Origin of the sequence: Bacillus sp. CH140a_4T, from assembly GCF_008923725.1 — a bacterium.
Taxonomy (GTDB): domain Bacteria; phylum Bacillota; class Bacilli; order Bacillales; family Bacillaceae_G; genus Bacillus_A.
Window position 1 is genome coordinate 37101 of sequence record NZ_WBPF01000013.1, and the last position, 15712, is coordinate 52812.

The following is a 15712-nucleotide window of genomic DNA, read 5'->3' on the forward strand; positions in this document are numbered from 1 at the left end:
ACTTCCTCCTTGAAAATATTCATTCGTCTTTTATAAACTTTGCTGATTTGTTCGTCTAATCCATTCTCCTACTAAACTCTCGAATAATTCAGGTTGTTCAATTTGCAAATTATGCCCTGCCATATCTAACACTGCTAATGTCGCTCTTGGATAATCATCAGTAATTCCTATAATATCTTGATAACCTACTGATATATCTTGTCTTCCAGCTAATAAAAGAACGAGTTTCTTATATGTCTTATGATGAAAATTCATAGTAAGAGAATAATTCTGTTGCAACCTTTCAATAAATTCATAATTAGCAATATCTAGTCCCGGCTTAATCTCCTCTTTAAATCTCGTATATGTATACTCATTCGCGACTACTGCTAACTCGCAAAACTCTTCTTTATCAGTGGAAGTTAGTGTATTTAAAAACTCCTTATCTTGTACAATTACCTGTTTATTCGGGCGAGTCCTTTTTTCTTGCTCCGCTACAACAACAGGGCATACTAATAGTAATCCATTAACTCGTTCAAACAGCTTTGTAAGTATACCTCTAGCTAAATATCCACCATAAGATTCTCCTACTAATAAAAAGTTTTTCGCTGGAATGATTTCTTCAATACATGCAATTAACAGTTCTAACATATGATCTGAACTATTTATCCAATCTGGAGCATTCGATTTCCCCATGCCAGGTAAATCAATATATATTCTTTGGTAACCTTTATATTTTTGAAATACTGATTCCATGCACCTCTGCATTAACCTATGATCAGGAGCACAACCATGTATAATAATGACTGGTTTTCCTTCGCCAATGATTTCATAATATATTTCTGCATCCTTAATCCTGCATATCATAAAAAAAGCCCCCTAGTTTTCTCTTCATCTTTACAGACAACCCTCTCAAACCAATAGGAATACACGTTCTTATTTTATAACTTTTCAGAATATAATTTCAAATTTTATTTTTCGGATTTTAAACAAAAAAGCCTTCCATGAGTATATCCCCTCAAAAGAAAGCTCTTTTACATATTTCCCCCTACTTGAACTTCAAGCTTCATTACACATTATTCCTCTAATTTCATCAACACAATTCTCCAGCCATCTGGATCCTCTATCGTTATCCCCTTGTCTTTCCAGTATGGGTTTTCAGGTTCGACCTCATCATATCCCAATGCATGCAGCCTTTTGCTCACCTTTTTCATTTCACTATCTTCACACATATAAAATACGAGTAAATTATCTTTTGTCGGAGCTGGACATGGGCTCCCATCTATATGTCTTGTAAATTCTAAATGATACTCTTCATCTGGGAGTCCAAACATGACCCCATCATAGCCTTCATGATCGTAGAATTCACCTATACGTTTTAAGCCTAATCCTTTTTCATAGAATTCTATAACCTTTTCAAATCGATCAGTTGGACGTGCTATTCGAAACTTCACCCAATTCTTCATGCTCTGCCTCCCATACTAAAAATTTTATACATGCTTACGCATTATTGTATATACGTAACATCTTTTTGAAATCCCTCATTAGTATGAGAATAGGTGCATACTAAAGTTTAGTTCATACTAAAAGTTATTTACATAAAACGGAATCTGTTATCTTTATGCAATTATGCATATTCACTTACAAACCACTAAAAAACCTTTAAACTTCAAAGGATGACTAAATATACACTTTCCATTTGAAATCTTGATGAAGTACATATTATTAAAAACAATACTTTTTCAATTTTAAGAAGTATTACACTCTTTAACACTTTCCTTATAAACATGATTTTTACAAGGAAATCTGATACAATTCTTAAGTAATATTATTATGTATAGATATTACGAATATAGTGCATAATTAAAGAAGGTGATTTTATTGAAATTAAATAAAAATTTACAACTATGTATATTAATCGCAACATTGATATGCTATTCAATCTATTTTATGTTTTTCTATCTGTTCCCTACTCAATTTTCAAATTCGGATGTACGCTTCGCTTCACTTATCGTTGAAGCCATTACATTTGTATCACTCATTTACTCTATATATTCTAAAAAAGTTAGTTCAAATCCGTTTTGGATATGTATCACAATAGCAATCGGTAGCTTTTTATTAGGGAAAATAGTATATACATATCAAGATAGCTTCTTCGAAATTCCAATACATCAATTTACTATTTCTGATGTATTTTACATGTTTTTTCTACTCTTCTGTCTTATCGCTTTCTGCTATAAAATTTTAAAAGAATGTGATAAATGGGAAAAAGCGTTCTTTATTTGTGATATATGCATCGTACTTACTTCCATATTCACATTGGAGTGGTATTTATTTAATCAACCAAATTTAAATATATTCTCTCTTTCACTAGGAGATGTTTTCCTTTCATTTCTATATCCAATTGCAGATTTATTATTTCTTCTACTAGGTGTTAGTCTTTTTTTCCGTCCAACAATTTTTAATTCCAAACGGAAAATTTACATCTTTATTTTTGTATTAATAAGTTCTGCAACTTTTAACTATATTTATTTTTACTTAAATAATCATTTATCAACTGAAACGATAACATTATTACGTCTTTTATATAGAATACCTATATTATTTATTGCAATAGCTGGATCTATTTCAGAAGATCATAATAGCCATAAAAATTATTTCATTGTTAACCCTATAATAGGAAAAAAGGCTTTAGTTGTATTTCCCTATCTTGCTGTTGCAATACTAATCGGCTTTACATTAAAAGAACAAACAGCATCTGCAACTCTCATTACAGGAAATTGTATTACTTTTATTTTCGTACTCATTCGTCATTCTATTGTACGTATGCAAAACAATTCCCTAACAAAACGTTTACAGGCATTTAATGCTCAACTAGAAGAAAAAGTTACTTTACGAACTTCTGATTTAGTTTATAAATCAGAGGCTCTATCTCAGAAACAACAAAAATTCAAATCACTATATGAATATCATCCTGATCCTATTTTTACAATTGATTTAAATGGAATCTTCTTAAATGTAAATAAAGCTGGGAGTATGTTACTGGGAGCACCAACGAATGAGTTACTCGGTGAAACTTGTTTTTCGATTATTTTAGAAGAAGATAAACATAAACTAGCATCTGCATTAGAAAAAGTGAAACAACAAGAATCGGCATCCTTACAACTTAGTTCTCAATATAAAGATGGCTTTACTTATTTTTTATACGTTACCATCATTCCTATTATGATAGACGGACAAATTTCAGGAAGCTATATTATGGTGAAGGATATTACTGCACTAAAAAAACAGCAAGAAGAAATAAAATATTTAGCATTCCATGATACTGTAACGAAAATTGGAAACCGTGCCTTTTTCCATAAGAAATTAAAAAGAGTTATAAAAAATGCTAAAACAACAGACAGTGAGTTCGCATTATTATACTTAGATTTAGATCGCTTTAAAGCAATTAACGATACACTTGGACATTCGGCAGGAGATTACATATTAGAAGAAGTAGCAAAGCGATTCCAATCATGTCTTCCATCACATACTCATCTGTCAAGAATTGGTGGCGATGAATTTACAATCTTAATTGAAAACTATACTGACGAAGATTCCTTATTCCAATTATGTAACCAGTTATTTGAATGCATAGAAAAACCGTTTATCATATATGAGCATACATTAACTTTATCACTGAGTATTGGCATTGCTATTTATCCATATTCTGGAATAGATATCAAAACACTATTAAAAAACGCTAATATTGCCATGTATGATGCGAAAGCAAAAGAACTTAACTCTGTCACTATTTATGACGATGTAATTGCTAAAAAAATTGAAAGACGATTACGATTAGAAAAAGATTTACCAAACGCAATACAAAATGAAGAATTGTTCCTTTTATATCAACCTCAAGTTGATAGCGATTCTAACAAAATTATCGGTGCTGAAGCTTTAATCAGGTGGAATCATCCCGAATTAGGCGTTATTTCTCCATATGAATTTATTCCGATTGCTGAAGAAACACTACAAATTATTCCAATAGGAAAGTGGACATTACAGCAAGCCTGTGAGCAAATGAAACGTTGGCACACACTCGGATATTCTCATTTAAAAATTGGTGTAAACTTATCTGCTAAAGAATTTGAACAAGAAGATTTTGTAAAGTCTATTTCTTCTACTTTGGCAACTACAGGCTTACCAGCCAGTTCTCTCGATCTTGAATTAACAGAACGAATTGCAATGATGGATGAGCGAGAAACATTGATAAAACTGCGCACACTAAAGGGTTTAGGAGTTCACATTTCAATCGACGACTTTGGTACAGGTTATTCTTCACTAGCGTATTTACCTTTATATCCAATAGATACGTTAAAAATCCCAAGAGAATTTATTACAATGTCTGAAACGTGTGAAGATGGAATGGAAATTATTAAAACGATTATCACATTAGCACATACATTAGAAATGTCTGTCATTGCTGAAGGTGTAGAAACGAAAGAACACGTGCATTTCCTTCAAAAAAATAAATGTCAGTTTATTCAAGGTTACTATTACAGCAAACCTATTCATACTAATGTATTTACTGAGCTATTAGAAAGTGGGATTCAACCATAATACATAGCTAATCGGGATAAGTAATAATGAATTTGAACAACTATAATAAAAAGGAAAGAAGATACCTTCTTTCCTTTTGTTTTTTCCATTTAAATTTCTACTACTTCACCACTTCATTTATTATATCTATTAATTGATGAATCCCTTCATCATTTGTTTTCGTATAGCCATTCATGTTTTGAATATATCTCTCCTTATTTGTATACAACTTATTTACTGCATGTATGAATGCATTCGTACTTACTTTGTCTTGGAGTATAACTTCTGCATATCCTTGTCGAGAAAAATATTCAGCATTTAAAACTTGATCTCCCCTACTAGAACTGTTAGTTAACGGGATAAGCAACATCGGTTTCTTCAAGAATAGTAATTCGGAAATAGCCGTAGAACCCGCTCTCGAAACTACAACACTCGCCATATTTAGTATATGCGGCAACTCTTCCCCTATATATTCAAATTGTATATAGCCTTCCATGCCAATAGATGAATCCACCTTCCCCTTACCGCATATATGAACAATATTAAAATTTAATAGTAATGTTTCCAAACTTCCCCTTACCATATCATTTATCCATTGAGCACCTTGACTGCCCCCCATAATTAACAATACTGGTTTATCATGCTGAAATTTACAATAGCTTCTTCCCCGCAATACATTGCCCCTCTCAATTTCTTCCCTTACAATTGGTCCTACATAAACTTTTTTCTCATTACTTACATTTTCTCCGGTCTGAGGAAATGTTGTGCAAAGTTTTGTAGTAAAAGGTAATGCTATTTTATTTGCTAATCCTAACGTACTGTCTGGTTCACGTATTATTACGGGTACTTTATTCATCCACGCTCCTATTACTACAGGAACGGAAACAAATCCTCCTGCCGAAAAAATAACATCTGGTTTTATTCGTTTCATTAATTTATAACTTTGTATGCAACCTTTTATTATTTTAAAAGGATCTTTAAAGTTCTCCCAATCCCAATATCTCCTAAGCTTCCCTGTTGAAATACTATTATACTTAACACTTTGAACTAATAATTTTTCAATTCCATTTTGAGATCCAATATATTCAACTCCCCACCCATTTTCCATAAATTTAGGAATCAATACCATATTAATCATTACGTGTCCGGCTGTACCGCCCCCAGTAAAGAGAATCTTTTTATTCATAGTTTTTATCCACCTTTATCATTAAAAATCTTTTTTTATACTTATCTATTAAACGTAAGTAAACTTACTATTATTTATATAAACATTTAACTCAAATCCTATATCTTGCAAAAAGTCATAAATGAGATCATAAAAATCATTTCCATACTCACTACATTCATACTGAGCTAAGACTTGGATTACAAACCTAGTCCCTGTATCCATTACCATATTTCCCCTATCACCCTTTTTCCCTTCCACATAAGCACGACATTTATTTATCGCCTCATAGAGGCGCAAAACATGCTCTTCTTCATTTTTCCAGTCCAGCATATCAACAATTAAAAGAACTAGCGTATTTTGATTATCTATTGTTTTATAGTCATTCATATATTTCTTACACCCTTTTTATTTTTCATTGAATGCAAATATCACTACACTTCACATACTCAAGTACATCTTTTAATGATTGATGAAATTGAATTTCTGGGATCCACCCTAACCTTCTTATATCCTCTATTACTAAACTCTCATTTGAGTCGCTCCCACTTTTCTCTGTTTCATCTATAAAAAAATTCAATCGTGTTAATTCTTTATATTGTTCTAGTACATCTAATAAAGATCGTTTCACTCCTGAACCAATATTATATTGTTTTCCATTTATCCCATCTCGTAATAACACATGATACGCTTTAACCGCATCACGTACATCTAAAAAATCCCTACTATCTTTTAAACTGTTTACTTCAATAACGGCTTTACTTCTACCTGATTCTATATCTATCATTTTTTTTGCGAGAATCGAACAAATGCCATTTGATATTCCTGGACCAATTAAATTCGTGGGCTTTGCAATGATAATATTTGAATTCATTAATTCACTCCACGCCTCTGCAATAATGACTTGCATCGTTTTACTTAAACTATATGGATTTGAAATTTTTATATTGCTCATACAATCTGCTTGCAAAGCAGATCCTATAACCAATGTTCTACAATGAGGTGCTTCTTGCTTAATTGCTTCTAATAAATATAATGTCCCTATTACATTAACCTCTACATATTCAAGAGCAGCTGTCCAAGACTCTATGACCGAATTCCTTCCTGCTAAATGCAATACATAATCTGGCTTTATTTGTTTCATTACCCTCATTACTTCGCTCTTATTAGTTAAATTACAAGTAATACCATTCCCAATACTTTCTCTATGTGCACGATTTTGAAACATAGGAATTACATGAAAGCCCTGCTCTAAAAAATATTGGCAAGCATGGCGTCCTGTGAAACCATTTGCACCAGTTATTAAAAGGTTCGCATTTTTTTTCATCGTAAAAACCCTCCTTTTAATAACATTTGTTTCACCTCATGTTTTGTAAGCAAGTCTTGTTGAGAACTAAAACTCTTCACATCCACTAGCGGATAACTAGCATAATATTCTTGTAGCCCTTCTATAGGAATAGTCGGTAGTACCACAAAATAATTTTGATCAAAACTTATACTTGTTTTACTCTCTACCTCAGATAAAAGCATTTCACTTAATTTTTCCCCTGGTCTTATCCCTACTTCTTTTACCTTCACGTTTTCCTTTTTCGAATCTTCAATTAACACTTCTGCTAAATCTGTTATTTTACATGCCGGCATTTTCATAACAAAGATTTCTCCACCTCTCCCCTGATATAAGGCTTTAAATAACAATCCAACAGCATCTTCAATCGTTAAGAAAAATCTAGTCATATTTGCATCGGTAATCCCTACTTGTGAAGATTTTTTGATTTGTTTTTTAAAAAGTGGTACCACGCTTCCGCTCGTCCCCAAAACATTTCCACCACGAATACAAATGAATTTTGTTTTCTTCGTTTGCCTATTCGCATGAACCATTAACTTCTCACCAATTGCTTTTGTCATCCCATACGTATTTGATGGGTCAGCTGCTTTATCCGTTGAAACATATATAACTTTCTCAACTTGCATCTGTATAGATGCTTCAATTACATTTTGCGTACCATGTATATTGGTTTTTATAGCTTCATAAGGATAATACTCACATACTGGAACATGTTTTAAAGCTGCAAGATGGAATACATAATGTACACCTTGGCAAGCATATACTAGTTGATCTTTATCACGAATATCTCCAATAATAAATTTTAATCTATCATCATTTATAAACTGTTGCTGCATTTCAAACTGAATCGTTTCATTTCTTGAAAAAATCCTAATTTCTTTCGGTGATTTTTCTAATAGTTGTTTTATAAGTTCATGTCCCCACGAACCTGTACCACCAGTAATTAAAATTATTTTATTTAGCATTTCTTTTCCTCCTACCACACATTTCAATTAAAATTGTTTTTATAAAATGTATTGAATTATTTTCAATTGATTTAAATCATAATCATCGTTTGTTACATTTAATTGACAAAAATAAAAAACAGAAACTATTAAACATAGTTTCTGTTTTTTATTTCACCTTACAACAGTAAGATTTTTTATACTTTTTGCATGATAACTAAATTCTTGTAAAAAAACACCGCTCATTTATTTCTTATACTCGTAATAAAATAAATAGAATGATTCATAGCCAGTAATCATGTTTAATTTTATGAAAAAGGGAGGTAATGGAATGTACCGAAGTAATTCAAATCATACATATAACGGACCTTCCCAAACCCTGCCTCTCTCCCTATTCGATGTGAAAAATGAATTGAAACAAAAAAGCAAACTTATTCATTCTGGCACGATGTATAAATTAACGAAAGAAGAGCAACTCATCATCAACAACATAAAAATACAAACAGAACAGCTAAATAAAAATAATGTGACAAGAACACGCGCATACTACCAATTTTACATTCAATATCCAGAAATACATTGGGCACTACTTGGGCATATGGTATCACGTAACGGCGGTTGGAATATGACTGATTTGAAGGGCGATTTATATACGAAAATTTTATCAGAAAAAGATCAAATCACATTTTTTTCTTTTTTAGAAAGAGGGAATTGGCTTATTTTCCAAGATGTATATCCTCAATTCCTGCTTTATGAACAAAGTGTAAAAAGAGCACAAAAGCTATTTCACCTTCTCCCTCACCTAAATGTTTCTACATTTATGGAAACGATGTGGAACGATTTTTGGAAAACAGGTAACAAAAAAACATTAGCCCTTGCAACTATTGTTAATGAACAAAACTACTTAGAAAAAAGAGTGATTCAAAATATACATTTTAAAAAGACTGTACTTAATAGTATTGGATTTAAACTCTTTGATTTCTTTCAGTTTAATCATATCCTTTTCCCATTCTACGAAAATGATAAGAAACACAAAGTATTACTATTTGGTGATACAATGAAACATTTTACTTCCTTACACGAACGAATCTTAATTGGAAAAAGGTTATATTCATTATTATTTCGAGACACACATGTTTTATCTCAAATAATAAGCTGGGCCCAGCACCATCCACATACAGGGTCAAGGAAAGATTACTGGCCTCATTTATTTTCAAGTGTCAATGAATCTTTTTCCCGTGAATTTTATAAACGTCGAATAAAGAAATGCCAGTTGCGTAGTGGCGCTTATCGTATATACAGTCCTGCACTCATCTATGCATGGCGAGATATGAAGCATGTAGAAGTTGACAGTGAAGATTGGTTTACGGACTGGCAAGTTGTAAATTACTTAGTAGATAAGGAGGAAAATATAAATGGACAAATTACAGAAGACTACTGTAAAACGCTCGAAAAAATTGAACTTGCCATTCTTGCAAAGAAAAACGTCCTCCTTCGAGAAGAAGAATAACCTTTTCGCATTAGTTATTACAATCTTATTCTCTTCTATTATTGGAACTTGCTTAGATGCTTTCTTTGTTGCGAAACAAATATATTCTTTCCCAGTTAGGCCATTCTCCTCCATATTTTCAGTTAACATCGGCTTTACTTTTTTTGTACTACCAATTTCAACAACGATGTTCATACAAATTTCAAAAACATTATCTGCAGTTTCTAGAATTCTATTTATTATTTCAATTGGTATTTGCGCTAGCATTTTTGAGCAGGTTGCTGAAAGATTTGGTTTATTTATTCATAGTGTAGATTGGAGTCATACATATTCTTTATTTGGCTATATGATTTTCTTTTCTTTTATTTGGAAACTATATCATTTCATACAAAAATAAAGAGACCATTATAGATCTCTTCTTAAGCATAATCTTTAGTTATTGCTAATGGTGCAAGATTTTGAAGGCTTTTTGAACGTAAACGGTAGGCAACGATTTTCTTCTTATATTGCTTAATTACATCCACATGTTCCTCGTGGCTATATAGAGAAAATCGAATCTCTTTATTCCCTTTCTTCGTGTTAATAACGATCGGTGTTCCTTCCCCTTGTGGCGCGAAATAATGTTTATCTAAAAATAAAGCCTCATTAAATTCATGAATAACTTGTAGTTTCATTTCTCCCTCTATATTCTTGCCATCTATCGATATAGAGGTATTCTCTTCCTCAAGTTTTTGATGTAATTCAAATCTACTAATAATTGATTCTACAACAGAAGTTGGCATACTAGAAACGATTACTTTAAGAGCGCCAAAAATAAATAAGGTAACTATAAACCATGTTGTCATTTTTATCATCACCATTTCATTTTAAAATATAAATTTCGTTCCATAAGGTATAAATATACTAATGAGTATTCCAGTTACAATCATCGTTACCGAACCGATTGTCGCCTCTTTCTCGCCTTCTTTCACGAGACGGCTCACACCGATAATATGTGATGCGCATCCCATCCCCACTCCTTTTCCAATCGCACTTGTTATATGGAAAAACTTAAGTACTGTCGGTCCGATCATAGCACCTGTTATTCCTGCAACAACTACAAAACTAGAAGTCATGGATGGAATACCCCCAATTTGATCCGCTAATGATATGGCGATAGGCATCGTCGCTAATTGCGGCAGTGTCGTTACTATGAGTTCCTTATCTATATTTAACATCCCGCCAATCACTACATTCATACTCGTTAAAGCCACCATACCTACTGCTACCCCGATAAGTATCGACAAGAAGTTTTTCATAAGTATGTTTCGCTCTTTAAATAAAGGGATTGCTAACGCCACAATTGCAGGACTCAATAAACTGGAAAGAATATCTCCTCCATTTTCTCGATACTCATGATGCGAAATACCTAAAATGAAAAATAAGCAAATCATACTTGCTGTAACTGTTAACACCGGTAACGTAAAGGGAAACGGGAATTTTTTATATAACTTTGTCGCCAATACATACATTACTACAGTAATAATAATTAAGAACATTTGCACATTGCACCTTGTCGATTTTATTTTTTTGATGTTACTAATAATTGACTTATATACCCTGAAACAACCAATGTTACTACCGTGCTTACAATTACTAAAAGGAATATAATACTCCCCTTACTGAAAAGAAAAGACCCGTATTCCATCAAACCTGTTGTCGAAGGAATTAAAAATAACGGTAAAAATATGATTAACTTTTCCGCACCAACTTCAAACCACTTTAATGGTAAAATACGAGTAGAAAGGAGTAGAAACAGCATTAACATCCCTATTAAACTTCCTGGCATCGATAAATGGAATACGCCTTGAATCCACGTACCAACTAAGCTAAATACATATAGCACGCCTACTTGAAGTAAAAGCGTCACGTACTTCATTTCTTTCCCTCATTTCAATATTACGCATCACTATTATGAAATCTCATGTAACGTTTCCGCAAACCTCGTCATTCCTAGGTGAATTTGTTCGGCATTTACTCTCCCAAAAGTAAAACGAATATATTCACTATTAGTACCTAAAACACTTCCCGGGACAAACGCTACACCATTTCGTATAGATTCGCCTAACAAATGATATTCATCAAACGTTCCTTGCACTTTGCACCATAAATGTATTCCACCCTCTGGAACAAAAAATTCAACCTGGTCCCCTAATATTTCTTCAAGCTTTCTAATTAACACATCTCTTCTTTCTTTCAATTGTCTACGGAGTATTGTAATATGTGCATGAAAATCTTCTGATTCTAAAAACTGATTTGCCACCCACTGCGTAAATACACTATGCCCAAAATCAACTTGCTGCTTCGCATCCGCTAAACGTTCTATTACACGCGTAGGACCAATTACCCAGCCAATACGTAAGCCTGATGCAACAATTTTTGATAATGAACTTATATAAAGAACATTACCGTTTTGATCCATTGATTTTAATGTTGGATTCACTTCTCCATTAAATGACGTTAAACTATACGGATCATCTTCTACAATAGGAATCCCAAATTCAGAAGACAGTTCCAATATCTTTTTACGTCTTGCTAATGAAAGCACAGTTCCGGTTGGATTTTGATAATCTGGATTCAAAAACACCATGCGAATACGATGTTTTTTATGCAAATCAATTAAATCATTTGGATTCATTCCATGCTGATCCACAGGTAAATGGAATATTTTTAGGCCAGCAGATTTAAACATCGGCAATGAAAAACAATAAGAAGGGTCCTCAATTGCAATCGCATCTCCTGGTTTTAATAAGCATTGAACGATAAGATTAAGTGCCTGTTGTGCGCCAGATGTAATAAGGATAGAATTCGAATCTGCTTCAATTTGTTTATATTGCTGAACATGTGCTGCAATTGTTTTTCTCAACATTTCATTTCCAAGTGGATGGTCATAACCGAGGTTTTCCATAAATGTTTTCTCTGACAAAATCGTTCGGAATCTATCACTCGGAATTAATTCTGGTGACAATTCACCACTCGCTAAATTAATTAAGTCGTCTTTTTGTGTTTCCGTTCTAATTTGTTGAACGAGTGGTACATTAGGTAAGAACGATCCATCCTCAACGTACCTACCCCAGTTCGGTATTCGTTTATGTGAAACACCCCATATGTCTGTATTCACCCTTGTCCCGCTTCCTTTTTGGCGTTCTACTACTCCAAGTGATTTTAATTCTTCATATGCAGCTACTATCGTACTTCGGTTCACCTGTAACTCTTTTGCTAACATACGCTCAGAAGGTAACTTACTGTCAGAAGGAAACTCACCTGAAGAAATACCCCTTTCAATATAATCCGCTATTTGTTTATATACAGGCGTCTTATCTGCACGATTTGGTTTCCATTCCACCTTGTTGCCCCCTCTCAAAACGAACTATCCCTTATTTAAGTAATAATAGTATGAATCAGTCACATTTTCTTATCCTTAAATGGATATATCCAAAACGGTTCTTCCTCTAACTATTCAACTGTTTCTTGCATACCTTCTTCATACACAATGTTAACCTTTTTCTTTCAAAACTATTAAATCACTACTGCATACCAAGTTACCCCAACAAGTAGTACGAAAAGAAGAAGAATATAAATAGTTGATAAGTTTTTCACATTTCTCTTTGTAGATTCCCCGTAATTCTCCTCCACATTTCGTGCAACTAGCACGGTCCCAAACAGCGATCCAATTACAATAATAACCACTAGTGAAATTGCAAAAATCATTGTATTTTCACCTCTCTAAAGACAAGCTATTTTAATAAAGAAACTCCTCTTTAAAACGTTAATAACATACTACCTTTCTTCTCTTATCATAATGGATGTTCGCAAAAAACGGACCAACCACTTTCGTGTTTTTTTACTCATCCACTTTGAAAATAAAAAGCAACTGATCCGTTATGATCAGTTGCTTTTTAGCAAAGTTAATTATATTCATTTTCACTTGAAATTGATCCGATTTAAAAGTTTAGTCTTTTCATAATGAAACATCGATTGAGATAATTCGAAAATTGTCCCGTTTACAAGACAAACTGTATTTTCAATAAGAAGCGCCGGATCACCTTCATTTATTTCTAGAAGCTTTGCATTTTCTTTATTTACTTTTTCACAACTAATTACCTTATCGGCAAAACCTATGTTTAATCGTAAATCTTCAATAAAATAACTGTATACAGAGCTTAATGCTATTTCTTCATTCAAATATGGAATAATATCCTTTTTGAAATAACTTACTTCAATAGAGAATGGTTTTCCATCTACAATTCTTAAACGCTTCAAAAAATATATCCTAGTTCCAGCTTCACATTGCATCCGCTTTGCGATTTCTTCGTCCGCACCTATTACTTCAAGTTCTAACACTTTCGTTTCAATATTTTGCGAAACGAGATTTTTCGTTAATCCACGCAAACTTCCTAAATTAATATAATCTGTTACAGAAGTTTCGCGTAAAAACATGCCACTGCCTTGCACTTGAAAAATATAACCTCTATTCACAAGCTGACTAATTACTTTACGTATCGTATTACGGCTTACTTCAAATCGATTCATTAACGCTTCTTCTGTAGGCAGTTTTTTCGTTTCATTAAAAAGCCCGTCTCGAATGTTTTGCTCTAACACATCTGCAATTTGTTTATACTTTGCACTCATACACTGTCTCCTAAAATACTCTTTTATCTGTTATAACTCTTCTCCTCTCGTTTCGATCACATGTTTATACCAATGAAACGAAAGTTTCTTCTTACGTTTTAAGTTATCATTATGATCGACAAAAATAAAGCCATATTGCTTTTTGTATCCATTTAACCAACTTAAAAGGTCAATCACTGACCATGCATAATAACCTTTTAAATTGATTCCCTCTTCAATTGCACGCTTTATTACTTTTAAATGCTCTTCAATAAATTTAATTCTCGGAACATCTACAATTTCTCCGTCAATGATTGGATCTTCATCACCAAGTCCATTTTCCGTTACATACATCTTTATGTCACCGTAACGATCTTTCAACATGTGTAATCCATCTAAGAAACCTTCGGGAGATATTTCCCATCCCCATTTCGTATATGTTTTATCATCCATTTTAACTGTTCGATAAAAACCATCAAAAGAAGGATTACCTGGAGCAAGTGTTGAGTTTTCTCGAGAATGCTCCCCGTCATTTATATCCATATCGTATCTTTCTACTCGTATTGGTTGATAATAATTTAAGCCAATAAAATCATTCTTTTCAGCATTTTGTTTAATGATTTCTAATTCTTCAACCGTCCAATTAGGAGTCCATCCTTTTTTCTTTAATTGTTGTACAACATAAGACGGATACTCACCTTTTAAAACTGGATCATAATACCAATACGTTTCATATTCATTCGCATGCCTTGCTGCCAGTATATTTTCTTTTTGACCATCCATACTATAAGCAGGTAAGAAAACATGTGTAATCCCAATTTCCCCATATTGTTTCAGCTGCTTGTACACCGCAACTGTTTTCGCATGTGCATAAAATACATAATGCGTCGCTTGAAAATACTTTGGAACATCATTTTGTATCCCTGGTGGATGTGCTCCTTTTAAATAACCTAATCCACAAAACATTACTGTCTCATTAAAAGTAATCCAATGTTTAACTCTATCACCAAATGCCTTAAAACAAATTTCTGCGTATTTTACGAAAGCTTCTGCTGTTCGTTTATTCGTCCATCCACCATCTTTTTCCAACGGTAATGGTAAATCCCAATGATATAAAGTGACAAATGGTACAATCCCGTATTTTAAACATTCATCAATTAATTTGTTATAAAATTCGATTCCTTTTTCATTTACCTCTCCATCTCCAGTCGGCAATATTCTCGCCCAAGAAATAGAAAAACGATACGATTCTAACCCCATCTCAGCCATTAAGCGAACATCTTCTTTATATTGGTGATAATGATCAACAGCTACATCACCATTTGTTCCATTGTATGTTTTGCCAGGAATTTTGGAAAACTCATCCCAATTCGTAACACCTTTTCCATCCTCATTCCATGCACCTTCTACTTGATAAGAAGCTGAAGCAGCTCCGAATAAAAAATCATGTGGAAACTTCATGTTATATACCTCCATTTCATTACAACAAATCAAATTTATATATACGTATAAAATTTATAGGTACAAATTTTATATGTATGATTATATCGTATATTTTT

General features: G+C 32.9%; 16 protein-coding genes. 3 read left to right on the forward strand and 13 right to left on the reverse strand.

Translation table 11 applies throughout. The features are described from left to right. Positions 1-30: 30 nt before the first annotated feature. Together F8162_RS08830 and F8162_RS08835 are read right to left on the reverse strand one after the other, a co-directional pair. Positions 31-846 (reverse strand): alpha/beta fold hydrolase, encoded by an 816-nt coding sequence (locus F8162_RS08830; RefSeq protein WP_151632520.1) that lies wholly within the window; start codon positions 844-846, stop codon positions 31-33. 209 nt (positions 847-1055) lie between these two features. After that, positions 1056-1445, reverse strand: coding sequence for a VOC family protein (locus F8162_RS08835; RefSeq protein WP_151632522.1), 390 nt, complete (start codon positions 1443-1445; stop codon positions 1056-1058). A gap of 415 nt (positions 1446-1860) precedes the next feature. Between F8162_RS08835 and F8162_RS08840 the strand changes: the two genes are divergently transcribed. After that, positions 1861-4581, forward strand: coding sequence for a bifunctional diguanylate cyclase/phosphodiesterase (locus F8162_RS08840; protein ID WP_151632525.1), 2721 nt, complete (start codon positions 1861-1863; stop codon positions 4579-4581). A gap of 100 nt (positions 4582-4681) precedes the next feature. Here F8162_RS08840 and F8162_RS08845 read toward each other — a convergent pair whose 3' ends face one another. The 4 genes from F8162_RS08845 to F8162_RS08860 are packed head-to-tail and all read right to left on the reverse strand — an operon-like array spanning position 4682 to position 8035. After that, positions 4682-5746, reverse strand: a complete 1065-nt coding sequence (locus tag F8162_RS08845) for an undecaprenyldiphospho-muramoylpentapeptide beta-N-acetylglucosaminyltransferase (RefSeq protein WP_151632527.1) — start codon at positions 5744-5746, stop codon at positions 4682-4684. Positions 5747-5794: 48 nt separating this feature from the next. Beyond that, the gene (locus F8162_RS08850; RefSeq protein WP_151632529.1) at positions 5795-6115 is read right to left on the reverse strand and encodes a DUF6572 domain-containing protein; all 321 of its coding nucleotides are present in this window, start codon (positions 6113-6115) and stop codon (positions 5795-5797) included. 25 nt (positions 6116-6140) lie between these two features. Continuing rightward, on the reverse strand, positions 6141-7052 hold the full coding sequence (locus tag F8162_RS08855; protein WP_151632531.1) for an NAD-dependent epimerase/dehydratase family protein: 912 nt from the start codon (positions 7050-7052) through the stop codon (positions 6141-6143). Beyond that, complete coding sequence (locus F8162_RS08860) at positions 7049-8035, reverse strand: UDP-N-acetylglucosamine 4,6-dehydratase family protein (RefSeq protein ID WP_151632533.1); 987 nt, start codon at positions 8033-8035, stop codon at positions 7049-7051. Before F8162_RS08860 ends, F8162_RS08855 begins: the two co-directional genes overlap by 4 nt. A gap of 310 nt (positions 8036-8345) precedes the next feature. Between F8162_RS08860 and F8162_RS08865 the strand changes: the two genes are divergently transcribed. Both F8162_RS08865 and F8162_RS08870 read left to right on the forward strand, forming a co-directional pair. After that, positions 8346-9524 (forward strand): DUF2515 domain-containing protein, encoded by a 1179-nt coding sequence (locus F8162_RS08865; RefSeq protein WP_151632535.1) that lies wholly within the window; start codon positions 8346-8348, stop codon positions 9522-9524. Further along, a complete protein-coding gene (locus F8162_RS08870) occupies positions 9430-9900 on the forward strand; it encodes a CBO0543 family protein (protein WP_225990153.1) in 471 nt (156 codons plus the stop codon). Before F8162_RS08865 ends, F8162_RS08870 begins: the two co-directional genes overlap by 95 nt. A gap of 22 nt (positions 9901-9922) precedes the next feature. Here F8162_RS08870 and F8162_RS08875 read toward each other — a convergent pair whose 3' ends face one another. The 7 genes from F8162_RS08875 to F8162_RS08910 all read right to left on the reverse strand — a co-directional run bounded on the left by F8162_RS08875 (position 9923) and on the right by F8162_RS08910 (position 15614). After that, positions 9923-10348 carry a YfmQ family protein gene (locus F8162_RS08875; RefSeq protein ID WP_151632537.1) on the reverse strand — a complete coding sequence of 142 codons (426 nt, stop codon included), beginning with the start codon at positions 10346-10348 and terminating at the stop codon, positions 9923-9925. A 21-nt stretch (positions 10349-10369) separates the two neighbouring features. Next, entirely contained in the window at positions 10370-11041 is a 672-nt protein-coding gene (locus F8162_RS08880) for an LrgB family protein (RefSeq protein WP_151632539.1), read from the reverse strand. Between the two features lie 23 nt (positions 11042-11064). Next, positions 11065-11421, reverse strand: a complete 357-nt coding sequence (locus F8162_RS08885) for a CidA/LrgA family holin-like protein (RefSeq protein ID WP_151632541.1) — start codon at positions 11419-11421, stop codon at positions 11065-11067. A 33-nt stretch (positions 11422-11454) separates the two neighbouring features. Beyond that, entirely contained in the window at positions 11455-12888 is a 1434-nt protein-coding gene (locus tag F8162_RS08890; protein WP_151632548.1) for a PLP-dependent aminotransferase family protein, read from the reverse strand. A gap of 173 nt (positions 12889-13061) precedes the next feature. Next, positions 13062-13253 carry a hypothetical protein gene (locus F8162_RS08900; protein WP_151632550.1) on the reverse strand — a complete coding sequence of 64 codons (192 nt, stop codon included), beginning with the start codon at positions 13251-13253 and terminating at the stop codon, positions 13062-13064. Between the two features lie 213 nt (positions 13254-13466). Further along, on the reverse strand, positions 13467-14174 hold the full coding sequence (locus F8162_RS08905; RefSeq protein ID WP_151632552.1) for a GntR family transcriptional regulator: 708 nt from the start codon (positions 14172-14174) through the stop codon (positions 13467-13469). Positions 14175-14204: 30 nt separating this feature from the next. Then, the gene (locus tag F8162_RS08910) at positions 14205-15614 is read right to left on the reverse strand and encodes a glycoside hydrolase family 1 protein (protein WP_151632554.1); all 1410 of its coding nucleotides are present in this window, start codon (positions 15612-15614) and stop codon (positions 14205-14207) included. Positions 15615-15712: the final 98 nt, after the last annotated feature.